This is a genomic window from Rhizobium sp. NPDC092011 (assembly GCF_044756305.1).
Lineage (GTDB): Bacteria > Pseudomonadota > Alphaproteobacteria > Rhizobiales > Rhizobiaceae > Rhizobium.
The window spans coordinates 137,119-161,384 of record NZ_JBIVSO010000001.1 but is presented as its reverse complement, the minus strand read 5'-3'; the positions used below and the strand labels follow the sequence as shown (position 1 = coordinate 161,384).

General features: G+C 56.5%; 23 protein-coding genes. 13 read left to right on the top strand and 10 right to left on the bottom strand.

Going from position 1 to position 24,266, the window contains the following annotated elements:
* Nucleotides 1–49 precede the first annotated feature (49 nt).
* Both ACIQJ2_RS00890 and ACIQJ2_RS00885 read right to left on the bottom strand, forming a co-directional pair.
* A complete protein-coding gene (locus ACIQJ2_RS00890) occupies nucleotides 50–445 on the bottom strand; it encodes a hypothetical protein (protein ID WP_077470849.1) in 396 nt (131 codons plus the stop codon).
* A 173-nt stretch (nucleotides 446–618) separates the two neighbouring features.
* Complete coding sequence (locus tag ACIQJ2_RS00885) at nucleotides 619–2,562, bottom strand: M23 family metallopeptidase (protein ID WP_400666838.1); 1,944 nt, start codon at nucleotides 2,560–2,562, stop codon at nucleotides 619–621.
* A gap of 871 nt (nucleotides 2,563–3,433) precedes the next feature.
* Here ACIQJ2_RS00885 and ACIQJ2_RS00880 point away from each other — a divergent pair.
* Nucleotides 3,434–3,871 carry a YqaA family protein gene (locus ACIQJ2_RS00880; protein ID WP_077470742.1) on the top strand — a complete coding sequence of 146 codons (438 nt, stop codon included), beginning with the start codon at nucleotides 3,434–3,436 and terminating at the stop codon, nucleotides 3,869–3,871.
* On the opposite strand, the gene ACIQJ2_RS00875 is transcribed toward ACIQJ2_RS00880, so the two are convergent.
* Entirely contained in the window at nucleotides 3,854–4,360 is a 507-nt protein-coding gene (locus ACIQJ2_RS00875; RefSeq protein WP_400666524.1) for a cytochrome b, read from the bottom strand. The genes ACIQJ2_RS00880 and ACIQJ2_RS00875 overlap by 18 nt on opposite strands.
* A gap of 532 nt (nucleotides 4,361–4,892) precedes the next feature.
* Between ACIQJ2_RS00875 and ACIQJ2_RS00870 the strand changes: the two genes are divergently transcribed.
* From ACIQJ2_RS00870 to ACIQJ2_RS00860, 3 genes are all read left to right on the top strand, one after another.
* Nucleotides 4,893–5,300 carry a DUF305 domain-containing protein gene (locus tag ACIQJ2_RS00870; RefSeq protein WP_400666526.1) on the top strand — a complete coding sequence of 136 codons (408 nt, stop codon included), beginning with the start codon at nucleotides 4,893–4,895 and terminating at the stop codon, nucleotides 5,298–5,300.
* A gap of 13 nt (nucleotides 5,301–5,313) precedes the next feature.
* The gene (locus tag ACIQJ2_RS00865; protein WP_400666528.1) at nucleotides 5,314–5,646 is read left to right on the top strand and encodes a four-helix bundle copper-binding protein; all 333 of its coding nucleotides are present in this window, start codon (nucleotides 5,314–5,316) and stop codon (nucleotides 5,644–5,646) included.
* Between the two features lie 300 nt (nucleotides 5,647–5,946).
* Nucleotides 5,947–6,483: a cytochrome c gene (locus ACIQJ2_RS00860; RefSeq protein WP_400666530.1), complete on the top strand. Its 537-nt coding sequence runs from the start codon at nucleotides 5,947–5,949 to the stop codon at nucleotides 6,481–6,483.
* A 55-nt stretch (nucleotides 6,484–6,538) separates the two neighbouring features.
* Here the strand turns inward: ACIQJ2_RS00860 and cueR are convergent, their stop codons facing one another.
* Entirely contained in the window at nucleotides 6,539–7,003 is a 465-nt protein-coding gene (gene cueR / locus ACIQJ2_RS00855) for a Cu(I)-responsive transcriptional regulator (protein ID WP_400666532.1), read from the bottom strand.
* 57 nt (nucleotides 7,004–7,060) lie between these two features.
* A complete protein-coding gene (locus ACIQJ2_RS00850; RefSeq protein WP_400666534.1) occupies nucleotides 7,061–9,541 on the bottom strand; it encodes a heavy metal translocating P-type ATPase in 2,481 nt (826 codons plus the stop codon).
* Between the two features lie 642 nt (nucleotides 9,542–10,183).
* Between ACIQJ2_RS00850 and ACIQJ2_RS00845 the strand changes: the two genes are divergently transcribed.
* Nucleotides 10,184–11,638: a multicopper oxidase family protein gene (locus tag ACIQJ2_RS00845; protein ID WP_400666536.1), complete on the top strand. Its 1,455-nt coding sequence runs from the start codon at nucleotides 10,184–10,186 to the stop codon at nucleotides 11,636–11,638.
* A 54-nt stretch (nucleotides 11,639–11,692) separates the two neighbouring features.
* Here the strand turns inward: ACIQJ2_RS00845 and ACIQJ2_RS00840 are convergent, their stop codons facing one another.
* A complete protein-coding gene (locus ACIQJ2_RS00840; protein WP_400666538.1) occupies nucleotides 11,693–13,009 on the bottom strand; it encodes a type II restriction endonuclease in 1,317 nt (438 codons plus the stop codon).
* A gap of 462 nt (nucleotides 13,010–13,471) precedes the next feature.
* Complete coding sequence (locus tag ACIQJ2_RS00835) at nucleotides 13,472–13,675, bottom strand: heavy-metal-associated domain-containing protein (protein WP_400666540.1); 204 nt, start codon at nucleotides 13,673–13,675, stop codon at nucleotides 13,472–13,474.
* Nucleotides 13,676–13,980: 305 nt separating this feature from the next.
* Here ACIQJ2_RS00835 and ACIQJ2_RS00830 point away from each other — a divergent pair, with 305 nt between their 5' ends.
* The 5 genes from ACIQJ2_RS00830 (at nucleotide 13,981) to ACIQJ2_RS00810 (ending at nucleotide 19,977) form a co-directional block, all read left to right on the top strand.
* On the top strand, nucleotides 13,981–14,307 hold the full coding sequence (locus ACIQJ2_RS00830) for an SCO family protein (RefSeq protein WP_400666542.1): 327 nt from the start codon (nucleotides 13,981–13,983) through the stop codon (nucleotides 14,305–14,307).
* 99 nt (nucleotides 14,308–14,406) lie between these two features.
* Nucleotides 14,407–15,822 carry a DUF882 domain-containing protein gene (locus tag ACIQJ2_RS00825; RefSeq protein ID WP_400666545.1) on the top strand — a complete coding sequence of 472 codons (1,416 nt, stop codon included), beginning with the start codon at nucleotides 14,407–14,409 and terminating at the stop codon, nucleotides 15,820–15,822.
* 87 nt (nucleotides 15,823–15,909) lie between these two features.
* Nucleotides 15,910–16,880 (top strand): IS630 family transposase gene (locus ACIQJ2_RS00820; RefSeq protein WP_400666840.1). Its coding sequence is split into 2 segments (ribosomal slippage): nucleotides 15,910–16,266 and nucleotides 16,269–16,880, totalling 969 coding nucleotides; the frame shifts between segments, so codons are not numbered across the junction.
* Between the two features lie 910 nt (nucleotides 16,881–17,790).
* Nucleotides 17,791–18,099 (top strand): hypothetical protein, encoded by a 309-nt coding sequence (locus tag ACIQJ2_RS00815; protein WP_400666547.1) that lies wholly within the window; start codon nucleotides 17,791–17,793, stop codon nucleotides 18,097–18,099.
* 141 nt (nucleotides 18,100–18,240) lie between these two features.
* Entirely contained in the window at nucleotides 18,241–19,977 is a 1,737-nt protein-coding gene (locus ACIQJ2_RS00810) for a peptidoglycan D,D-transpeptidase FtsI family protein (RefSeq protein ID WP_400666549.1), read from the top strand.
* A 321-nt stretch (nucleotides 19,978–20,298) separates the two neighbouring features.
* Here the strand turns inward: ACIQJ2_RS00810 and ACIQJ2_RS00805 are convergent, their stop codons facing one another.
* Nucleotides 20,299–20,865, bottom strand: a complete 567-nt coding sequence (locus tag ACIQJ2_RS00805; RefSeq protein ID WP_400666551.1) for a DUF930 domain-containing protein — start codon at nucleotides 20,863–20,865, stop codon at nucleotides 20,299–20,301.
* Nucleotides 20,866–21,741: 876 nt separating this feature from the next.
* Between ACIQJ2_RS00805 and ACIQJ2_RS00800 the strand changes: the two genes are divergently transcribed.
* From ACIQJ2_RS00800 to ACIQJ2_RS00790, 3 genes are all read left to right on the top strand, one after another.
* Nucleotides 21,742–22,032, top strand: a complete 291-nt coding sequence (locus tag ACIQJ2_RS00800; protein WP_400666553.1) for a metal-sensing transcriptional repressor — start codon at nucleotides 21,742–21,744, stop codon at nucleotides 22,030–22,032.
* Between the two features lie 170 nt (nucleotides 22,033–22,202).
* Nucleotides 22,203–22,508 carry a hypothetical protein gene (locus ACIQJ2_RS00795; protein ID WP_400666555.1) on the top strand — a complete coding sequence of 102 codons (306 nt, stop codon included), beginning with the start codon at nucleotides 22,203–22,205 and terminating at the stop codon, nucleotides 22,506–22,508.
* Between the two features lie 62 nt (nucleotides 22,509–22,570).
* Entirely contained in the window at nucleotides 22,571–22,810 is a 240-nt protein-coding gene (locus ACIQJ2_RS00790; RefSeq protein WP_400666557.1) for a hypothetical protein, read from the top strand.
* 173 nt (nucleotides 22,811–22,983) lie between these two features.
* Here the strand turns inward: ACIQJ2_RS00790 and ACIQJ2_RS00785 are convergent, their stop codons facing one another.
* Together ACIQJ2_RS00785 and ACIQJ2_RS00780 are read right to left on the bottom strand one after the other, a co-directional pair.
* Complete coding sequence (locus tag ACIQJ2_RS00785) at nucleotides 22,984–23,850, bottom strand: alpha/beta fold hydrolase (protein ID WP_400666559.1); 867 nt, start codon at nucleotides 23,848–23,850, stop codon at nucleotides 22,984–22,986.
* Nucleotides 23,851–23,860: 10 nt separating this feature from the next.
* Nucleotides 23,861–24,136, bottom strand: a complete 276-nt coding sequence (locus tag ACIQJ2_RS00780; protein WP_400666561.1) for a metal/formaldehyde-sensitive transcriptional repressor — start codon at nucleotides 24,134–24,136, stop codon at nucleotides 23,861–23,863.
* Nucleotides 24,137–24,266: the final 130 nt, after the last annotated feature.

The following is a 24,266-nucleotide window of genomic DNA, read 5'->3' as shown; positions in this document are numbered from 1 at the left end:
AAAGCGGGCACGCGGCCGACTAAACCCGAGTAACCGGGCGCTTTGTCACTTAGATATTCGGAGGACGGTCGAGGGTCGGCAGTTCGCCGAAGGTTCGTTGATCGTCAACGAACTGTCTGACTGAGGTCACGACAGGCCCGCCGACATTATGGCCGTCGCACATAATGCCAAAGCCGCCGCAGAAATCCTTGCAGCATTCCTGCTTGACGATCTTGGCGTCGTCATCGTCGCTATCGGCAGCGCCGCTATGCGCGTGACCGCGATCAGAGGCTTGGGCGACGTCGTGCTCGCCATGCTGCATTGGCGACGACACGCTCTTCTCCAGATCGGGAACGATCGTGCCGTGCATCGCAGCGCTGGCGTAGGACATATTGTATCCCGCCAGTGATACGACGATCACCAGCCGCACAAGAAAGAGCATTTTGCTCAGTGCGATTCGATACATATTGCCCATGTCCCTCCAGCTACAATCAAAAGCGGCCGGTTTCAATGACAATATAACTCCACGTGATTCGCGTCGAATATGTGACGGCAGTCGGCAAATCATCGTTTGGCGAAATCGCAGCGAATTCTTGGCTCGATTCCATCGGACGTCGTCACGTCGCGTGCGCCAATCGGTCAATTCGCCGACCTTTCATTGGCGGCCACCTGCATCGCCTTCTTGCCGGCCAGCAGATCGTCCAGCCTTTGACGTTCGGTCTCGAATTTTGCAAGAGCATCGCCCGATAGCGCCTTGCCGCCCGGCAGGCGGACCTTGAGCGGGTCCACTTTCGTGCCGTTGACGATAAGCTCATAGTGTAGATGCGGACCGGTCGATTCTCCACTTGTTCCCACCCAACCGATGACTTGGCCCTGCGCGACCTTCGCGCCCGTTACCACACCCTTCGCGATGGCGCTTTGGTGATTGTAGGAAGTGACATATCCGTTCGGATGTCTGATTAGCGTCTGATTGCCATACCCACCGGAATCCCAGCCTGCCTTGACGACGACGCCGTCACCCGCCGAAAGGATAGGCGTGCCGCTGGGTGCTGCCCAGTCAGCGCCGGTGTGCATTCTTGCGAAGCCCAGGATCGGATGTCTTCGCATTCCGAAACCGGACGTGAACACCCCGTTCGGCACGGGATTTCGGATCAGAAAGGGACGGGTGCTCTGCCCGTGTTCGTCATAATAATCGATCGAACGATCGGTCGGGTCCTCGAAGCGATAGCGCCTTATGGTCCTGTCTCCAAACCGCGCTCCGATGTAAAGCAAGGTCGAGGCGTCGCTCGCCGACCCGTCGGCATCTTTCACAGAAAAGAAGGTTTCCAGCGTGTCCGAGGGTTTCAGTTGCGCCTGAAAATCGATGGAGCTTGCCAGGAGTTTTACGACAGAACCCGTCATTTCCTTCGTCATGCCATAATAAAGCGATGCGCGGTAAATTCCGTCGTAGACGCTGGTCAATTCCTCGCCGTCAGCCGGTGGCTGCCCCGTGTCGTCCAAGCTGCCCGACATCGCCAGGCTCGTGTCAGGCTCATTGCCTCGAACGAACAGCCCAGCGTCGTTGCGGGCGACGGTCAGGAGATGTTGGTGTCCGCGATAGAGGCTGGCGCGGACAATCATTTTTTGCGCTCCTGTCTGCAGCACGCCAACACGCAGGATATCTCCTGTGCTATGGGTAAAGCCGTCGAAGGCTGCAGACACCTGGTCGGATTCATCCTCTCCATATCCTGCGGTTCTCAGCGTCTCCGCCACGTCATTCCTGTGTGTCATCGCAACCACGTTCTCGGCGAACTGCGACGATGTCGCACTTAGCCGCTGCGGTAAGGAAGTGGTCATATTCTCCTCCAAGATCCGCGCCGTCGGCCGATCGGAAAAGTCGAAATCTTCCGCGTCCGCAAAACGACGCGGATCAATGTAGGCAAGGTTTGTGACGCTGTCGGCGCTGCCGGCTAGCAACGATCCGTTTGTGCGGACATTTTCCTCCGCTTCCTCCTCGGACAGCGAGGCAGTCATGACGAGGGAGGCAGGGTTGGAAAACGATGTGGTCTTAAACGTCACCTGGGTTTCGACATCGGAACCATAAAGTATGTCCCCATCGATGTGTCGTTCGGTCGAAGAGTTGCTAGAGGCAAAAATCGAAAGAGGGTCGAATTTGGGGTAATCGGTGGAGATCGGGTGGTTCGTGGCCAGCTCCATGCGGAGATGCGCAAATGGTTGTCGCTTCACAATCTGCCGGTCCTGATCATGGGATACCGTCGGTACGTCGATGATCGTGCGATCTGCGACCTTCGTTATAAGTGTGGTCTCTAAGACTCTTCCTGCTTTGATTGCGATTTGCATTTGTGATCCACTGCGCGCGGGACCCCGTAGCGACAAAGCTTCGACCGGAAGCGTCGGGCTGGAGTAATTGTGAATGGCCGCAAAGAGGGCCAATCCCATCAGGATGCTGCTTGTAAAGCCGGTCAACACCGTGCCCACAAGCCAGCGGATCGAGACTTCTCGCCTTTCGACAGGTCGACGACCATCGGCCGAAATAGGGGGAGTTGTCCCCAGCGAACGCAGAATGCGGCTGTGGTTGGCAATCAATGTGAGGACCGTCCATGGCTGTCGTGCTACGCTTCCCGACTTGCGATAGCGGAGCGGATGACATTGGATCGATCTGGCGGACCGGGCGGAGTAAGTCGACCGCCAGCGCAGATCGGTGCACGCGAAAGCCATACTGGCGAACAGTTCGGCTCTTTGGCTCACAGGAAAGTACGAGGATGTACAATTGCGATGGATGCGGTGCCGCAATTCCGCTTCGCCGACTGTCCTGTGAGATCACTCTTACAGCGAAACGCGCGGCGGCTCCGCGTCGACAGTGGCGTCCAAGCCGTTCCCGCCAGGCGATAACAAGACAAAATAGGCTTTTCCGGTTCGCCGTCTGACAGATATGCCGAGGCTTGCGATTGGAAATTTTGCCGAGTCGCAATGCGGCGTGGCTTGAACCGAATGATCTTGTGCGTGCGAGGCACGTTGCCATTGGACATCGGCAGTCAGGGATTTTTCCGTCGACGAGGCGATTGTCTCGGCTCGCGCATGCTGTTGATGCTCGATTGCGGCGTCGCACGGAGCCGACGTCGCTACCGCGATCAACATGAGAAAAATCAATCTGACCAGCAATTTCATGTCGCGTTCGATAAAGGAGAGCGTCCAACTATCCATCCGGTTTTCTGAGAGATAGCGAAATCAGATTGTCTCTACGGGCATAAATTCGAAGATTTTAGGGCAGGAATATGTATTTTGGGACAATCCCCAACTATATTTGCCCCACGATCCAGAGGTGTTGATTAAAGCGTGGCTCGGTTGAGCTAGCCCGACGACAGTGCATGAGCGCTGAATTAGTTATATAATCGCATCGGGCAGCCGCTGCGGGAACTGCAAGAATCCGGACGGAAAAGGAACGACGGGAGTAATGGTTTTTTCGGCCCTCACGGGTCTATTTTTGATCGCATTCGCGGCAGCCACGATCTTTCCGATGCAATCGGAAGCCGCATTGGTTGGTTTGATCCTTACCCAGAAATTTTCTCTGTTCACGCTTGTGGCCGTCGCCTCTATCGGCAACACGCTCGGTAGTATCACAAATTGGTTTCTCGGTCGGGGGATCGAGCACTTCCGAGATAGGCCCTGGTTTCCTGTCAGCGCTAAGGCGCTGGATCGATCATCCCGCTGGTACCTTAAATACGGCAAATGGTCGCTTCTTCTGTCATGGATGCCGCTCTTCGGTGACGGACTGACGGTGGCTGCCGGCGTTCTGCGGGAGCCTTTGCTGCCCTTCGTCGTCCTCGTGTTTGTCGCCAAGACGGGACGCTACATTGTCCTGGTGCTCGCAACACTAGGGATTGTCGGATGACTGCCGTGTTTGCGCAAAGATCATCCGGTCTACGGTATCGTCGCGCAGGACGAGCGTGTGCCAGGCGGCGGCCGCCAGGTGGAGCCCCATCATCCCCAGAATAATCCTGGATCCGATGACGTGATAGGGAGCAATGCCGAACCAGAAATAGCTTGCCACGAATCCCATCGTCGCCTGTCCGATGATTGCGGCGTAGAAGGCGTGATGCATCACCTTGGAGAGCGCCTTAACCGGCGAAGTAGCACGTCTGTCCGGCAGGGGAGGCCACAGGAGACGGACGGCTAGCCGCGCACCCATCAGCATGCCGATGGCGATTCCGAGGTAATTGTGGAGATGGTGCTGGACGATATCCCAGGGGTCGGGCGTCATTCCCATATGAACCGCGTGGTGCGTCCGCTCGATGCTTCCACCCGTCAGGTACTGCAGCGGGATAAATACGGCGATGAGCCAATGAAGCCCAATCTGGGTGCGGGAATATCCTTGTTTCATGGTTTTGTCCGGCCATGTGGTTGGGGTGGTCAGCAGATCTACCAGAAGCCAGTTAAGACATCGCTGTCGGGCCGCTGAGAATTTGAGCGATTGTTGCGGCGGGATCGGGCGGCGCCGTTGGAACAATCATGGGGGTAAATGGTTCAGGAGTGGAAGGGAAAGCCAGCCCAATGTCGCTTCGAAGAATTTTTGACTTTGTAAGGATCCTCGCGATTGTATCCGCCGTGTTCGTCGACATGACGGTGATGACGGACGCCTTGGGCGCGGCTGGCCATAGCTGTTCGATCGAACGGCAGGGCATGCACGAACCGTGGCCGGGCAACGTACCGCAGTCCTGCTGTGGAGCGATCGGCCATTGCTGTCCGCTGCTTCTCGACTTCGTCGTTGATGGGCCGCTCGTACTCAAAACGGAGAATCTGTTCGCTAGAATTCTCACGGGTGACGCGCTTCTACTCGTCAGGCCGATAGACCCGCCCCCACGATTTTCCTTTGCTTGAGCTTCGTTCGAACTCAAACTCGAAAGGAAATCGAAATGAATATTTTAAACAGGATCACAACGATCGCGGTGACCATCGTGGCTTTTGGGCCCACAGCGGCATACGCGCAGACGGTATATCCAGAGAAATGTAGGTCTGCGGACATGCAGATGTCCTCGGGCGGAATGCAGATGCCTGGTGAGATGGCCGACTACCAGAAGGCCACCATGGACGGCATGAAGGAGATGGACGCCAACATGATGCAGGGCATGATGAAGAAGGACGCCGACCTGTCCTTCATCTGCGGCATGATCGCCCACCACATGGGCGCGATCTCCATGTCACAGGTCGAATTGAAGTATGGCAACAACAAATGGGCCAAGGAAAAGGCCAGCAAGATCATCGATGACCAGACGAAGGAAATCAAGGAGATGACTGGCTGGCTCGACAAGGAAGCCAAGTAAAGGAGGCATTCCAATGCATCACATTTCAGCCCAAATGAAGACGTGCATCGACAACTGTCTGGCGTGCTACGGCGAATGCCTGTCGACTGCGATGGGTCATTGTCTTGAGGCGGGCGGGGAACATACCAGGCCACCGCACTTCACGCTGATGGTTGCGTGCGCCGAAATCTGTCGAACGTCGGCGCATTTCATGTTGATCGGCAGTGATCATCATAAGCACGTTTGCCGTGAGTGTGCAGAAATCTGCCGACAGTGTGTTGCCGACTGCGAGCGGCTCGGCGATATGCAAGCCTGTGTTCTAGCTTGCCGCCGTTGTGCGGAAAGCTGCGAAAAGATGGCGGCCTGACGCAGATCGCATGGGAGGGTGTTCGCGCCCTCCCATGCGACTTTTCAATCAAAGGAAATTGGGACCGACTGCAAGGTTCGGCAGGTGAGCGCTGGGCTGGATAGCCCCCAGCGGCGGTTGCCGCCAATCAATCTCGGTCATATGTCCCGTTCATTGCGCTTACGACTATCGCGGGGCCGCTGTATTTCGCCACGTCGCCGAATATTTCGGCGTATGACAGCGCATGAATTCTAGTAAAACGGGCCTTCGGAGCAGAACGTTGGTCGTCATTGTCGATGTTGCCGTAATGAGATACGTGAAATGAAATATGCCCTCCCAATTCGCGCGGTGCTGTCCTGCCTTGCTTTCGCGTCGGCAGTTGCCGCCGCGCAGGACATTGTTGCGCTGAGACAAGCGGACATGAAGGCGATAGCCGCCGCCGCCAAGACGATTTCGGGAATGTTCAAGGAACCGACGACCTATTCGTCATTAGAGTTCAAGCAGGCAGCGGACACAATTCGCGACAAATCCGGCGAGGTCTTGATCGGTCATTTTTCAGAAATAACCGCCGATCCCCGATCTAGGGCGACCCCGGATATCGTCGAAGAGCGCGATCGCTTTGACCGTCTGGCGAACGACCTCACAGCTTATGCATCGGCGCTGAGCACCGCCGCGGTAGAGAACCCGCAGGCGATGTCCGACAGCATGCGCATGAAGCCGGGCGAGCCGATGGGCGGAGGTCCCTTGGGAATTCATATCCGGAGCGAAGCGACGTTGTCCTCCATTCCCGCCGAGCACGTCTTCCACTTGATGCTTCAGACCTGCGCGACTTGCCATTCTCGCTTCCGGATGGATTAAACCGACCCGGCCAGAAGCCAGACAGCTTCTCGACACTTGCGTTTCGCGGGTGGCGCTACCGTGTGCTACACTCGCTTCTCATGCCGTTTATCCCAAACGGCGCGCTGACCGCAGGGAGATGACTTGCCGCATCGGGATTGGCAAACTCCTCGATGATCGGGCAGTCCGGCCGTTCGTCACCATGGCAATGTTTGGCGAGATGCTTCAACGTTTCCGTCATCGCCTGGATTGCAGCGGCTTTGCGTTCAAGTTCTACGATATGCTCCATGGCGATGCTTTTGACGTCGGCGCTTGCGCGCGAACGATCGCGCCAGAGTGCAAGTAGCGTCTTCATCTGTTCGACCGAAAAACCGAGATCGCGTGCGCGGCGTATGAAGCGAAGCGTATGGATGTCGTTCTCATTATAGGTTCGATAGCTCGACTCGGTGCGATGAGCCGGGGTGATCAGTTTGATCTGCTCATAGTACCGGATCATTTTCGCCGAAACGCCGCTTGCCTTGCCTGCTTGTCCAATATTCATCGATTTCTTCCTTCTATGCGGAGAGGCGCGCCGTATCGGTCCAGCGCACCTCAACAATTAGTTGGTCTCGAAATGCCGCAGACGAAGTGCGTTTCCCAGCACAAAAACACTGGACATCGCCATAGCGCCCGCTGCAAAGACGGGCGACAGCATGGTACCGTTGATGGGATACAAGACACCGGCTGCGATCGGCACCAGGCTGACATTGTAGGCGAAGGCCCAGAACAGGTTTTGCTTGATGTTCTTAATGGTGGCCCTGCTCAAGGCGATGGCACGAGCCACACCGGTCAGATCGCCAGACATAAGGACGACATCAGCGCTTTCGATAGCGATGTCGCTGCCAGTGCCGACGGCTAGGCCGACATCTGCTTCCGCCAGGGCGGGAGCATCGTTGATGCCATCACCGATGAAGGCAACCTTCTGTCCGTGCTTGCGGAGCTGCTTCACAGCCTCGACCTTGCCATCGGGAAGCACCTCCGCCACGACGTGATCGATGCCAAGCCGCACAGCGGTTGCTTCCGCTGTCCTTCGATTGTCGCCTGTAATCATCGCGATCTTCAAGCCTTGGGCATGAAGCGCCTTGATTGCGGCAGGCGTCGTTTCTTTTATTGGATCAGCCACCGCGATGATCGCCGCCAGCCGTCCATCAATGGCTGCATAAAGCGGCGACTTGCCTTCTCGGCCAAGATCAGCCGCGTGAGTGGCGAAGCCTGTGACGTCGATACCTTCCCGAGTCAAAGCGCGATCGGCGCCAACCAGAACCCGGTGCCCGGCGACTGTACCCTTCACGCCAAAGCCTGGCGAAGCTTCAAAGTTTGAGGCCGGCAGTATAGGAAGGCCGTTCTCGCGTGCCCCGGACACGATTGCCTCGGCAATCGGGTGCTCGGACAGAGTTTCAAGGCTGGCGATCCAGGTCAGCACGTCGTTGCGATCAAAGCCGGGTGACACCTGGAAGTCCGTGAGCTCCGGCTTGCCCTTGGTAAGGGTGCCGGTCTTGTCGATGGCAATGATTTCGGTGTCCCTGAGGCTTTGCAAGGCCTCTCCTTTCCGGAACAGGATTCCAAGCTCGGCGGCACGTCCGGTGCCGACCATGATGGACGTCGGCGTTGCCAGGCCCATTGCACAGGGGCAAGCGATGATCAGCACTGCGACAGCATTCACCAGGGCAAAGCTCAGTGCAGGCGATGGTCCGAAGAGCATCCAGGCACCGAACGTCAGCGCGGCGGCAAGGATAACGGCCGGGACGAACCAGCCGGTCACCTTGCCGACAAGGGCCTGGATCGGTATCTTCGAACCCTGGGCGGCTTCAACCATCTTGATGATCTGGGCCAGCAATGTGTCGCTTCCGATCTTGGTTGCCCGGAACGTGAACGAACCCGTCTTGTTGATCGTGCCGCCGACGACTTCGCTGTCCGCCGATTTGAGGACCGGTATCGGTTCGCCCGTAATCATCGCCTCGTCGACATAGGATTCGCCCGAGACGACGATACCGTCGACCGGCACCTTTTCGCCCGGGCGGATTCTGACGACGTCACAGACGATCACATCGCTGATCTGAACTTCCACGAAATCGCCGCCGCGATCGACGAAGGCCGTCTTCGGCTGAAGTCCGAGCAGTCTCTTGATCGCCTGACTCGTCTTTCCTTTCGCGCGGGCCTCCAGGAAACGGCCGAGAAGGATCAGCGTTACAATGACGGCCGCGGCCTCATAATAGACGTTGATGGTTCCGGCGGGCAGGGCAGTCGGCGCGAAGGTTGCGACGACTGAATAAGCCCACGCAGCTGTGGTACCGAGAACCACCAAGCTGTTCATGTCGGGTGTCCGGCGGAGCAGATTCGGCACGCCTTTGCGGAAAAATGTGAAACCCGGCCCGAAGAGGACGACGGTTGCCAATATGAACTGGAGATAAAGACTTTCACGCATCCCCAAAGTGTTCATAACGAACTCGTGGACGCCAGGGATGAAATGCGATCCCATCTCCACAATGAACAGCGGTAACGTCAGGACGACCGACAGTGTCAGCTTTATAGCGAGCGAACGGATTTCGACATCGCGCCGATCTTCCTGTTCCGCCGGCTCGACATTGGCGGAAGCCTTTGTTTCGTATCCAGCGTTTCGGATTGCGGAAGACAACGCTGCGGCTGTCGTCGCGCCCGAGACATAGCGGACCGTTGCCTTCTCCGTGGCGAGATTGACCGTGGCATCTGTAACACCGGAAACAGCCTTGAGCGCACGCTCGACACGCGACACGCACGATGCGCAGGTCATGCCTTCGACGAGCAATTCGTGCGTATCGATCTTTGCCTCATATCCCGCCCCTTCGATGGCATGCAGGACGGCCGCAGTATTGACCGCATCCCTGAAAGTGACGGTTGCTCGCTCAGTTGCAAGATTGACCGACGCAGACTCAACTCCGGCGAACGCCTTGATGGCCTTCTCGACGCGAACGACGCACGATGCACATGACATGCCCTCGATTCCGAACTCGGTCGGAATAGGTAAAGCCGTGGTCTTTTCGATTTGGGATAATGCAGTCATGGGATAACGCCTCGTTGAACCGCATAAACAGATAGTCCTTCCCATCATGGGAAGGTCAAGGGGGTGTTCGAGTTTAATAGTTGAGATGCCGCGCCCCGGTTAGGACGCGTGATCCGAAATCGCTGGATCCGGCTTGACAGAGATCAAACTCCGATAAAAAACGTGATTACTGACGTTCCGCGTCCTATATAGGATGGTGACATGTCGATGAATTGGAATGAAACTTGGGCGCGATTGCTTGTGATGGTCATATTGACCGTCGCCGTTGCCCTTATGCCGCTTTCGGCATCTCATGCCTCGTCGATCACCTGTAGCAACGTTTCGAGCGCTCGTCACATAGCGTCTGTTGGCCATGGCGACGCGGAGGCAAGCCACGACCATTCAGCTTTGCCCCGTCTGGCGGTTGGCTTATGTTGCTTGTCGATATGCTCGACCTGTGCGGCAAACCCTCTTCCACACCTATCCGCCATTCGGCTCCATTTCCGATTTGTGAGCTACATCGCCAACTCGACCATCCTGACCGGTCTATCGGTTCCGCCCGCACTCGATCCACCACGTCTTTCCGTCTGATGTTTCTTACCGGCGTTTCCCGCCCAGCCCACGTAACCGGCTTCATGCCGACCTAGAAACAGGACTACATAGATGTATCGTCGCGAATTCCTTATCCGAATGATGACCGGCGCCGCCGCATTTGGCGCTTCCGCAACAATCGATCCCAAGCTGACGCACGCGGCCACAAATGCCTCTGCGCATGCGGCCGGCTCTCCGCAAAAGCTCAACATCGTCAAACGAACGATTGAGGTGAATGGTAGGTCCGCCAGCGTTCTTGGGCTGACGCGTCCCGATGGCCAGCCCGGTCTCATCCTCGACGCAGACACTCCTTTTGATGTCGAGCTGGCGAGCCAGATCGACGCGCCAACGCTCATCCATTGGCATGGGCTGACCCCGCCCTGGGAAATGGACGGCGTTCCCGACAACCCGGCAGCACCGATCAAACCGGGCGAGATGCGCCGGTATAATTTTCAGCTTGGAGCGGGCGGGACGCATTGGATGCATGCACATACGCTGCAGGAGCAAAGCCTCCTGGCCGCTCCCTTGATCGTTCATACCGCAGAAGACCGGCAGCGCGACGAACAGGAAGTGGTCGTCCTGCTGCATGATTTCTCGTTCAAGTCGCCCGAGGAACTGCTGGCTAGCCTGAAGAAAAGCAACGGCGGCGATGGCATGTCCGGCCACGATATGGGCGGCATGAAAATGGACATGAACAGCGGCACGTCCATGCAGCAAGGGATGTCGATGGCTGGTATGGACATCAACGATATCGACTACGACGCTTACCTTGCGAACGACCGCACGCTTGATGATCCGGAGGTCTTCAAGGTCGAGAAGGGCGGACGCGTCCGCTTACGGCTGATCAACGGCGCGACGGCAACCGCGTTCACCGTCGATACGGGCAAGATCGAAGCTTCGTTGATCGCCGTAGACGGCCAGGGCATCGAGCTGGTGAAAGGCACGAGGTTCCCGGTTTCCATGGGGCAACGTCTCGATCTCAGACTGGAAATTCCAAAGGGCGGCGGGGTATTCCCTATAATCGCCCTTCGCGAGGGTGCGCCGCAGCGGACTGGGATCGTCCTTGCCACCGAGGGCGCGGCAATCTCAAAAATCGCAGCGGTCGGCGATGCTGATGGCCCTGTGCTAAGGCTTGATCTCGAACAGCGGCTGCGTCCGCTGAAGCAAAGCGCGGATCGATTCGTCGACAAAGCTTTCAAGGTGGCTCTTTCCGGCGATATGGCCACCTATAGCTGGCGCATCGATGGCGATCCGCTCAACGTGTTCCCCGGGGATCATGTTGAGATCGCCATCAACAACATGTCGATGATGTCCCATCCGATGCACTTGCACGGGCATCATTTCCAGGTGGTTGCTATCAACGGCCAGAAGATCGACGGAGCATTTCGAGACACCGTGCTGCTTCCCATGATGTCGCAGGTGACGATCGCCTTCGACGCGCATAACCCAGGTCACTGGCCGTTCCATTGCCATCATCTCTACCATATGGCGAGCGGAATGATGACTTACGTAGGCTACGAAGCCTGATGGGCGGAGATGCGTCTCGTTTATTCTTCGAGGCGCATCTGCCGCGTCCGGCGATTAGCGAGTCAACGAACTCGCGATCGCTCGGATCGCTTTGAGACCCGAGCCAAAGCGTGCGATCGGTTCGCGGTTCTTTTCCAATTCGCTGTACGGCAGATAAGAGATGTCGAGATCGGAAATGCGACTGAAAGCCGGGCGGTGAAGCTGTGCTCGCACATCGGCCTCCCGAGCGTCGGGAGCCACAAGGAAGAGGCCGGCTGTCGTATGGAGGTCGCCCGTGGACAAGGCCAGATCAAGCATTCGGACAACGCCGGAGTAGATCGAGGTCGAATGCTCGACTTCAAACGCGGCCGTCACCTTGTCCTGATCCCTCTCCAACCAAAGCACATCGATAAGCCGGATCGATTCCGAACCTGCGGCGGTGTTGAGAGAGGAGGGTAATGTTTCCAGACATCCTCTTCTCAGGGCAGCTCCTTTGTACAATCGGCCACGGTCGTTTGCCGCGATCCAGACGTCATAGCCAAGTGCGTTCCCAAGATCCCGCAGCCACGCCTGGATTTCCGTGTGCGTGCGGTCGCTTTCGTTCTGGGCGGCCGCTGTTTTGTTCAGCTCCTGGGCTTCTGTGCGGGCCGTCTCCAAACGAACGGACCATTCGCTGACGGCGGTATCATTTTCCTCCAGGGGAGGCGCGGGATACCGCCCTGAACCGATATCGAAAAGCAAGCCGCCTATCGCGCCCAGATCATTTGATAGCAGTTCCCGATACCGTTCGTTCAGCTCGAGGATGCCGGTCCGCATGGCCAGGAAGTTTTCCCACGATCCCAATTTGACATTGGAGCCGGTCAGCTCGTTATAGCCTCTTACGATTGCGGTATTGAAAGGCGGCACATGTGTGGGATGCAAAAAATAGAGGAGGTTTGCCACAGCCGGGCCGAGACCTTTGATTTTCCGCCTGTCGATGGCATGGATATGGCCGATGATTTCGCCGGCGGTGTTGCAACATGAACAGTTGTGAAGCAACTGCGCGAAGGCACGCTGGTTCTCGGGATTCTCATAGATGTCCGGGATGCGCAGCTTCGGCTTCCAGAGAAATGCATGGTCGGCACCTTTAAATATCTGCCGTTGCTCCGCTACGGAGTGGACTACCGTTTCGAGAGATGATCCGCGATACGCGGCGCCAAATTTGCCCGCGTCGATCTCGGCGACGACCTGCCCTATGCCTCGACGGATCGACCGGAAGTTTTTGATACGCTCCTCCCACAAAAACCATGAGCGATATGTGCCCGACGGATCATCCCGCCAGCGTTCGATCAGGCTTCTGACAAGCTGAATACGGGATGGTGATTCGATAGTGGCGGAATTGGCGTGATCCATTGAGTGATTCCCAGCAACGGCGGCTTCATCAGCTTTAGAAGAATTTTGGCTGGAAGCAATCGGCTGGGTTGCCAATCACAACGGAAGATTGCGCAGTGGGTCTTCGTTGCTGTCTTGCTGAGTTGCCGCGTATCACATCGAAATGCTTACGACAGAATTGCAAACGTGCCTTGTCGCGGCCGCAGATCACAAAACGATCTTGTGCGTATCGCAAGGATGGCTGCGAGCTCGAAAGGGTATCGGGTCCTATGATGTCGAAGGCACTCAGCGAACCAGACAAAGGGATGGCCCGCACTTGGCAGGCACTCCAAGGCAGGTAGGCGCAGGGCCTGAGCCAAGCTCTGGAAAGTGTCCGTATCGGTGGGTTTGCTGATCCTCGACGCACCAGATGGATAAGCCGTCCTGTTTGATCGAATATTCAGGGTCTCAGACGGAGCGCCCTGAGGCGCTCCGTCACGCCATTCAAATTTGCTTGAAGCTGGAGGGATAGCCGGCATTCTCGATTGCGGCATTGATCGTCGCTGGATCGACCCGGGTCTCGACCTTCGCGGTTTTGGCGCCGAGATCAATCGTGGCTGAGGCGTCCCGGTCGGCGGCTTTGATCGCCTTTTCGACCGTGCTTGCGCAGTGACCGCAGGTCATGTTCTGGATGTCGAATTTGTACATGATAGTCTCCCTAATTCGTGACTATTCCTATGTGGGGCTTCCTACGATGGGAAGGTCAAGAGGGCGATCGAACCAGTCGAGTGGAACAGACCCGAAACCATCACTTTGCTTCGCGTGCACCTGCGTCTGCCGCAAAGCAAACGGGAGGCGGAGCTCCAAGATGATGCCGACCATGTCCTCGATGGCACCGAGAACAAGTTTTGCCGCCCGCGTCGTTCCGTTCCGGTCACCATCCGTGCTGCCATTTGTCCCTGGCTTTGTCTCTTATTTCTGCAGTTGCTCACTGAGAGACTCCCGGACACGAGGTGTTTGATCGGGATTGTCGCAGCAAATGGCTTCTGGTCTTCTTCGGAGACGCCCATTGTACTGACATTTGCCCGATCAGCCTTGGCAAAATCGCCGAAAGCCATGACGAGCTTGGACCGCTCGCCGACAGATTTAGTCGCTCTTCACTACACCTGAAATTCCCGACCGAGAGGGAGCGCAATTTGCCCCTTTCGATTTCTGCCTGCACTTCTGACATTGGTGCCTTACTGATTCCCAAATCAATCTTGACAACTCTGGGAGCAGTCGAGGCGGAACGATCAACGTCTCCTGCTGAGAGATATTTATGTTCGGCCGAACCCGATTAACGTTTTTTTGAGCATGTTCGTTAATAAAGGAAGCCTGTTTCAACGTGTTCCGTCGCGCCGACTTCCAAGGAGTTGCTGCGCCGGGGATCGGGATGCCCCTTGAAAACCAAGTTAGCCATCAAAGCAGCTCGGCCCGCGACTATTTCATTCAACTCTTTCGCACCATTTGCCCTGCGCTTCTGCCTCGTGCTGGGCTGCGTAGCGCCGGCCTGGGGCTTATCTGCGGCAAGCGCAGATGCTGAAGACCGATCTCTAAAACTGTATTTCGGCCACACTGGCGAGCGAGCGGTCATCACCTTTAAGAAAGATGGCGCCTACGATCAGAAAGGGTTGAACGAACTCAATTACTTTCTGCGCGACTGGCGTCGGAACGAGACTATCAAGATGGACCCGCTCCTTTTTGACATTGTCTGGGAGATGTATAGGCGGAGCGGAGCCACGGCTTATATTGACGTCGTCTCCGGATATCGTTCTCCAAACACAAATGCGATGCTACGCTCCCGGTCCTCCGGCGTCGCCAAGGAAAGTCAGCATACACGCGGGAAGGCTATCGACTTCTTCATTCCAGGCGTGAATCTGGCAACGCTACGGGGCGTCGGGATGCAGATGCAGGGCGGGGGCGTAGGATACTATCCAACGTCAGGCTCCCCTTTCGTGCACATCGATGTCGGTCGCGTTCGCGCGTGGCCGCGTATGAGCCGCCAAGAACTTGTTCGGCTTTTCCCAAACGGCCGGACACTGCATATTCCCAGTGACGGCAGACCTCTGCCAGGATACGAGTTCGCCGTCGCCGAGTATAAGCGTCGCGGTTCAGTATCAACTGTTGAGGTTGCTAGCGCCTCCCAGTCTGTGAGAAAATCGAAAGGAAGCTTGTTAGGCAACCTGTTCAAGAGCGGCGATCGGGAAGAGGATGACGATGTAGCTGAAGGTATCCTCACGTCAGCTAAAGCGCCACCTTCGGCTGGGGTGAAGGCGGATGAGACTGTCATGACGGCCTCAGTAAGCAAATTGACTGGGATCAGCGCTGCAATCCCGGCCAAACGTCCTGCCGATAGCGCCCTGCTGACGAGTCTCTTGCCGACAGAAACTCATCCAGCGTATCAGGCGCTGGAGGCCTTGGCGTCCAATGACACGGCCAACACGAATGGAGACGTTTCACCCTCGCAAGGAGCAGTCGCCGACAAAATCCCTCTGCCCACGTTCGCTCCTCGCAGTGCGATCAGCGAGCAAACGGATGAGTTTTACACCGCATCGATCAACCCACTGCCAGAGGCAATCGCCGCGTTGTCGGAGGTTCCGTCGCCTCTGGCAAGCGGAGAAGCTGCTCTGCTCACGCCGCCCGGTTCGACAGATCACCAGCCGTCAACTAGCTTCAACGTGAATTACAAAGCGAAGACTTTCTGGACCGCGAGCTTCACCCCCACCGCGATATTCAATAGCCACCGTTATGGTGACGACCCTTGTCCACCGATGACGGCATCGAAATTGACGGTGGCCAAAGATCAGCCCTGCTAATCTGTTCAGGCGACCGCTAGAGTTTCCGCATTTTTCTGAATCGGGTCGGATTCCCGAATCGACTTTGTTGTGATTCATTGATGCTGACTGGATGGAGGCCAGCATCTCCCGACCGCACCTTTGTCGAATGATCTTCGTGAACGTGTTGTAGCAGCCGTTTTGAACGGCGAGAGTAGTCGTGCAGTGGCTGCGCGTTTCGAGGTGGCCGTTTCTTCGGTGGTGAAGTGGTCTCAGCGCCATCGCGCGACCGGATCGGTTCGACCCGGCAAGATGGGCGGTTACCGCAAACGCATTCTGGAACCACATCGCGGCTTCCTTGCCGAGCGGCTGGAGCAGAACCCGCATCTGACACTGCATGGTCTAAAGGCCGAGCTGGCATCGCGAGGCATCATCATTTCGCACAATACGATTTGGGAATTCATCCGCAGCGAGGGCTTGCGTTTCAAAAAAAAACGCTGTTCGCTCTTGAGCAGGTCCGCGCCGATGTCGCCCGCAGAAGTGAACGGTGGAAAACCCTGCAACGTTATCTCGACCCTGAACGTCTTGTCTTCATCGACGAGACATGGATCAAGACCAACATGACGCCCATCAGGGGCTGGGGACCAAAAGGCAGGCGTCTACGAGCATTTACGCCGCAAGGCCACTGGCGAACGCTGACATTCCTCGGGGCGTTGAGGAACGACCGACTGACGGCACCTTGCGTCTTCGACAGGCCAATCAACGGCCAGTGTTTTCGCGCCTATGTCGAGCAGCAATTGACTCCTGTCCTCAGGCCCGGCGATATCGTCATCATGGATAATCTCGGCAGCCACAAGTCCGCCGCCATCCGTCAGGCCATCAAAGCCGCGGGTGCCAGGCTCTGGTTCCTGCCGCCCTATTCGCCAGACCTCAATCCGATCGAGCAAGCCTTCTCAAAAATCAAACATTGGATGCGGCACGCACAAAAGCGAACCATTGACGACACTTGGCGTCACATCGGTACGCTGGTCGAAACAATCCAACCCCACGAATGCGCCAATTATCTAACAAATGCAGGATATGCTTCTGTCAAAACATGAATACTCTAGCTCTGGCCCGACCGCCGTCAGCTGACGCTCTTCATCTTCGTGAAAGGGCTCAATTCCATGGAGTAGGTGCAACCGCCAGGTGGCGTCTCTTGAAGCGGCTCTGGTAAATCTGACCTATCTCGCAGATTTGATGAGCACAAATCCCACCCTGGAGGCGATCGTGTCATCGCTGCTGAAAGCGCGGATACATTGGCAAGCGAGTTCTCGGGCGTTGATGGCGGGCTCCGTTCAATGGTGCGGCAGAATGTCGAGGGCGGCGATTTATGAGCACACTTGGCGTCGGCGTGCTTGTGGTGATCATCTTCGTCGCGGCCGTTGATGCTCCTGAGCGAGCGATGCTGGTCTTGACGAGATGTTGGCCCGCATTTCAGACTAACATCGACGAAGTATCAATCCGGGGAAACCTGCGCCGTTGTCGACGACCACCCGACGGCGCCCTTAAACTCATCGCTTCCATGCGCCGCGAAAGGTTCGATGGCAGTCAATCCATCGCGGCAGGTGCAGGGCTATATTCCGCCGGAGCAAGAGTGTCCGGCACCACAAATCCAGGTCCCGGCTGGCTCTTCGCCTCCGTGCAAGCCTTGTCGGACACGATGCCCCAGCGGTTCAACAGAGAGCGACTGCAACCATGATGGTTCGCCGTAGCTGAGGTTCGGCCTTTCCCTGCAAAGCTTTCTGCTACTATTCTCGGCTTCTCATCCCCATAAAACGCTGGCCGCACTCGGTTTTGATCACCTCAAGCCGGCTGATCTGCGGGAAAGTCTCCGTCAACAACGTCCACGTCCGTTCCTGTCCTTATGCCTGGGAGTAAGGGCAGTTCTATATCACCCGGATACACCTTTAAAAGGTAGCTCTCAGCGTATGGATACGATATAGGTCGTTCGACTTTGGACAGGGGTTAATGATCAGGTTTTTCGCCAGCGTCATTCTGTCGATGCTGCTTGTGTTCGGCGGACATGTTGTCTGCCCGGACGAGGCGGAGCATTCGCGGGAGACGGCTTTGGCCTGGATGCAAGCGAAAGCCCCCAGTCAACAAGATTCTCAAACGACAAAATCGGACGAGCATTGCGTGTCTATTCGTCTCCAGGCTGACACGCCGGCGTTGACTATGACGCGCCTTGAGCATCCGGCTACCTACTCGCCATTTGAGCAGATAAGCCTCGGCATCGATACGCTGCCGCTGCAGCGGCCGCCGATCCATCAAGCCTGATCTCAAGTACCCAATCGTAATCTTACGCCGAGCGCTGTGACAGCAGCTCGGATGGGCAGGCTATCATGATGACCTACTTTCTGTGCTCGACGCGCTATGCGTTCGAGAAACACACCTTTAGCTGCGCAAGGAGAGGATGAGATGACCTTGCTCTCCCAACTCATTGCCCGCAAACGCAAAGTACATTTCCGCGCGAGCGTTCTCCCTGGCAATCTTGTCTTACGAGCAGATAAAGGCGGCGGGCAGCAATGCCGCCAGGCGAGAAGCCGCACCCGGATCATAATTGGCGTCTTTCTGGTACTTTACGCCATCATCGGCGGTCGTTTGGCGCAGTATGCCCTAAGCCACAACGAAGCGGTCTCGGCCATCCTTCAGTCGGACCGGTTGATGGCTTCGAGGCCTGACATCGTCGATAGGAATGGCGAGCTTCTTGCTACCGACATCAACACGGTGTCTCTCTTCGCCGAGCCCAATCGCATCATCGATCCGGATGAGGCAATCGAGAAACTGGCAACGGTCATTCCGGATCTTGATCGGCGGGACACATATCACAAACTTTCCGCAAAAGGTGGGCGTTTCGCGTGGCTGCGTCGCCAATTAACGCCACGTCAGCAGAGTGATATCCTGGCACTCGGGGTTCCTGGTATCGGGTTTCGACCGGAGAAGAAGCGCTTCTATCCAGGCGGCCCCACTGCGTCTCATATCCTAGGTTACGTCGACATCGACAATCGTGGCGTTTCTGGTATGGAACGCTACATCGACGAGCAGGGCTTCGCCGATCTGAAATCGGCGGGCCTCACGAACAACCAGCCGTTGGAGTCTCTGAAGCTTTCTATCGACAATCGTGTTCAGAACATTGTTCGCGACGTCGTCGTGAATGCTGTTGCCAACTATCAGGCAAAGGCTGCCGGAGCTGTGATCCTCGATGTGAACACGGGAGAGGTGCTTGCCATGGCGTCTGCCCCCGACTTCGATCCGAACAATCCGCTGGGCGGCGCGAAAGACGGTTGGCTGAACCGCATGTCGAACGGCACCTTCGAGATGGGATCGACGTTCAAGACGTTCTCGCTCGCACTTGCGCTCGATACCGGCAAGGTCAAGTTGACCGATAGCTTCGATGCGACGCAGCCTTTGCGGATCGGCGGCTTCACCATCAACGACTTCCACGGTCAACGGCGCTGGCTGACTCTTCCCGAGGTGTTCGAGTTTTCGTCGAATATCGGGACCGCCAGGATCGTTGACGTCGTCGGCATGGAAACGCAGCGGAAGTACATGACCGATTTCGGGTTGCTGACCAGGCTTCAGACGGAGCTTCCCGAGGTGAAATCGCCGTCTCAGCCGAAGGAATGGAAGAAGATCAATTCAATCACAATCTCCTTTGGGCATGGCGTGGCAACCACGCCATTGCAAACAGCCGTTGCCGGTGCTGCGCTCGTCAACGGCGGCAGGTTAATGAATCCAACATTCTTGCTGCACCGCCGCGAGCAAGCCGCCGCGGCTAGGTTAGTCGTTAAGCCATCGACGAGCGACGATGTCCGATACCTGTTTAAGTTGAATGGTGTCAAAGGTTCTGGCCGCAATGCCGATGTCGCGGGGTTCAATGTCGGCGGCAAGACCGGCACCGCCGACAAGGTCGTCAACGGGCGCTATGCCAACAACCTGAACTTCAACGCTTTTCTTGCGGCCTTTCCCATTGAGAAGCCGCAATTCGTCGTCTTAACCTTTTGCGATGAGCCAAAGAATGGCGAGCAAGGCCAAAACATCGCTGCCTATACGGCAGCACCGATGGTGCGGGATATCGTCAGCAGAGCCGCCCCTTTGCTCGGTGTCGAACCTAGTTTCGGAGAGGGAGGCGCAGCGATGCTGCAATCCTATTGATCGGGTGATCCGGAAACCACGGCAAGCCTCCAGCAAGTCGTGGCTTCCGGATCGCGCGTTCGCCCGCGTCCCTTGCCGGCCAACGAAGCCCTCCCCATTTCGCACCTGACCTTGATGAAATGTGAAATGGACGACCGAATACTTGCATTCCGCGCTTCGCTATCGATCACTAGAGGAATTTGAAACCACTTGCCCAGCGGGCGGCTTAGTTTGAAGCGTTGTGATGAGTCTAGCCCGAGGGGTTTACACCAACGTGGGGTCAGTGTTCGCCGCGGATTCACAGCCGGCTCTTAGATAAGCCGATGGACTTCCTGAAGAAAGTCATTCGGCGGCCCCGTCATCGACTGTTAAATAGTGGCGGCTCCATTCGGCCTTCGGAATCTCGGCTCCTACCGTAAACTCGAATGCTGCGACCCTCTTTAAATCGACTGTGGTGTCGCATTTGAATTTGATCCCATACCAGCGCTTCTTTGCACGAAACGCTCCGCCATCCGCTGTGATGCCGTGCGTCGACACCTTTGGATCAGCCAATGCATAGGCAACCAAATTGTCAGGCTGGAGGCTGGCTTTCCATTTATGAACCTGCGCCATCGCCTCGATATTGCAGAGTTGGATGATACGTTCATCGGGAGCCAGGTGCGCAAGTGCTGTCCTGACGCCTTTGCTACGTGGATTGGCAAGGACGTTGTCCGAAAAGAATTGCGTTGCGTGAATGGTCAGGTCGCCTGGCTGGACCGGGTCCGCTGCAACGGGAGTGGGAACGGCTGCCGTTTCGCTTTTGAGGGGAACAGCGGCTACTTGCACCGGTACTGATGGTACCGTCTTCTCCACGGTTGTGGACTCGACCGGATGCGCAGGTGGTGGCATCGTTACAATCTCAACGGCCACTGATTCTTCTGGTGGGGAGGGCGGTAAACTTACAGCAGGTGCCCAAAGCAGCGACGCGACAAGGACAATGTGAAATACGAGGGAGGCCGCCAGGCCCCACTGCGTAATTCGGTTCTGTGAATTCCGAGCGGCTTGCATCGGCTAAAGGCAACCAAACGAGATGTTCTGCTGGGGTTGGTACAATGGGTCCATCAGTTTATTATTACATCGCTTGCGGCAAGATGTGATATTTCGGATACCGAAGTTGACGTCATTGTCGTTGCTGCTACCTCCCGCCACAATCAAACCGCCTTTCGTTGCGCTGGTGCTTTGTCTAAGGCGCGGAGTCATAATGAAACTGCTTTTAATTCTTTAGCTGATATCGCCAGCAGCAGCCGACCGATACGATGGAATATATCGTCGCCTTGTGCTCGCATCCTATCGCCATATGGAGGCGGCCTATAGATGTCGTAGGTTGATCGGCGTGTCTCGCTATCGGGATGCCCGAGTGACGACTGAAAATAACTTGTGGCTGAGTGGCATGCCAACCGATATCGCTCTTCTTGCTGTCGCGAAAATGGTCGTGAGGATGCAAAAGGTTTGGCCTGAGCGATCAGAAACCCCCTCTTTTCGGAGTGCCTAACGAAGATGCGGCTCACACAATTTAAACTCAGGCAGTGGCGGATCAAGCTTCGATCATATTGGCGATAGCATTGCTTTGGCCCGGCAACACGAATGAAAGCAAATGCAGCGGAGAACGCCGCCAGTTTTGTAGAAACCGGGAACACAGCCGTCGCCGTCGTCCGGTGATGAGGAGAACCTTGCGCCGCGCTTGCATCGACAAACAGCTTGAACTCGCCGCTTGACCAGATATCCGATCATGGATTACCAAAAGACATGACCGAATCTGACGATGGCCACACCATCCATCATCATCATGAAGCAATCGCCAAGCGATTGAAGCGCGCCGAGGGACACCTTCGCAGCGTCGTGCAGATGATCGAAAATGGTCGGGATTGCGTCGATATCGCCCAGCAGCTCTCTGCGGTCGAAAAGGCCATTACGCAGGCTAAGAAGACGCTCATTCAGGATCATCTCGATCACTGTCTCGAGGATGTCGTCAGTTCTCTTTCACGCAAGGAGCGCAAGTCGATCGACGAATTCAAGACAATCACCAAATACCTTTAATCTCCGATCTGCGTTTCTTGGAGAGCGACTACGCGCGCATTCTCCGCTGATCATTCCGAATTTTTTGCACGTGGTATCATCCCATCCACGGGGATAGGTTTTATTCCGGCTTGTCGCCGGCTCAATTTGAACCGCCGCCAGTCGGCATAACCCCGAAAGGAAAGCATGCCATGTCCGAACAGCCTTCCATCCCTATGGGCCACGGCCAGATGGTCGATATAGTTGGCAAGACCGCCGACAAATGGGAGATCATTTTCAGTGAGGCAGGTGTAACCGACTACAAAGCGCCACTGCTGAACGAGATCGAGGCGGATGCCATCGATGTTTCCGGCAAGATTCATTCGCTTGCAATCGCGGCGGGTCCGAGCGGGTCGACGGTGCCCACCGCGTCTGCATCTGGTATGGAGCCCATTTCCATACCCGCGAAGCGCTTCCGCCTGGCGCGGCACCGATCGAAGCCGCTATGGATCCAATAGCGGATCCCTTGCAACTTCCGACGGGGTCTGCAGGTTGAGATCAAGTCGGTCGGTGCCACGACATGGCAACTCTGCTTCGCGAAGGACGCAACACCAATCGAATCGCTCGCCGTCGAAGCTGCTGTCGTGCAGGCCATCGGTCCAAGGGCAATCACATCCGCAACCTCAAGACCGAGAATTCGGGCAACGGAAAGACTTTGATCGTCGAAGGCAAAATCAAGGATGCCGTCTACGGCCGCATTTCCATTGCAAGAGATGGAGGCGAACTCGTTCGCAATATCCCGATTTTCCTGGCGAATTGAAGAATCGATCGGGCATCAATTTGACGTACATCGTTCCGTAGCAAGGCCGGGATCGCAATCCCGGTTCCTTTTTGATTACCTGCCGGTTACGAACCGGGACTTGGATGTCGGAGCACTTTCCTGATTCTGTGCGCTGTTTTCCAGGCTTTTCGGATTGCTGGCGCGATCCTGGATCAGATCGATGCGAGGAAGCCTGTGATGGCAGGTGTTACACTGTCGGGGAACTCTTCGTGAATAGACAGCTTGCCGAACTGTAGCCGCTCCGATTCCACATTAGGCAGATCGGCTAAAACCTCCATTTCGGCGCGTGACCTGCGAGGGGTTTCAGCCCCGTAGATCATGAGGGTCGGGCAGGAAATGGCGCGTACGTCCTCCAGGAAGGCCTCGCGATCGGGGAAACGATCGAGCGCGCCTGTCACGAACCGCACGGAGGCGTGTCGGGCTCCCTTGCCGCTTGTAACTATCATCTTCTCGCGAAGTCGTTCATCAGAAAGCCACGAGGCATCACTGTAGACATGCTCACGCACCATTCTCTTGACCACCAACGAGCTCACATTGGCGGCATAGAGCATTGGCCCCATGATCGGACTGTCGACCGCGGCTCTGATGCGCCTGAACCAGGCTTTTTGACCTCCCATCATGGTCGGCAGCGGACCCCGCCATGTCGGCGCAACGAGGATCAAACCTTGCAAGGCTTCCTGATGGCGGGCGAGGTGGTAGACCGCATAGCTGGCGGCATGCCCTGCAGCGACGACCACCTGTGGCCGCAGTTCGTTCATGATCCTGCCGAAGAAAGCCGACAAAATGTGGGGGGGCAATTCGGCACGCGGTCGAGGAGCCGTTCCAAAACCGGGCCAATCCACGGCATGGACACGGAAGTCCTGCGACAAATGCTGCGCCAGGGCCGCCATTTCTTCGCGAGTCGAAATCGAGCTGAGTGCTGGCAGCAGCAGGATTGATGGTCCAGAGCCCGTGACGGTCATGGCTACGTCAACTGTGAGCCCATCGTGGGCGAAGTGGATGATGTTTTGACCGATCATGTCGTTCTCGCTACTTCAGATAGGCTCGCACGACGTCGATCAGTTCGACAGCCCCTTCGCCACGCTCCTTCTGGCCCAACTCAGCATCTGCGACGTGGTGGAGGATGTGGTCTTCGATGACCTCGGACATGAGGCCGTTGATTGCGCCACGAACCCCGGCGATGAGCTGCAGGACTTCGGCGCAGCTTTTTTCGTCCTCCAGCATCCGCTCAACGCCCTCAATCTGGCCGCGGATCCGGCGGACTCGATTGATCAATTTGGTCTTCTCACGGGTGGTGTGCGACATCTGGTCTCCCTATCGATCGAGATCATGCGGTGAAGAGCAGATCATAGCCGATCAGGTACCTATAGAATAGAAGGGTAGATTATTTGCGTTCCCGCTAGCTCATAACCGCTCTTGACTATATCCCCTCCTG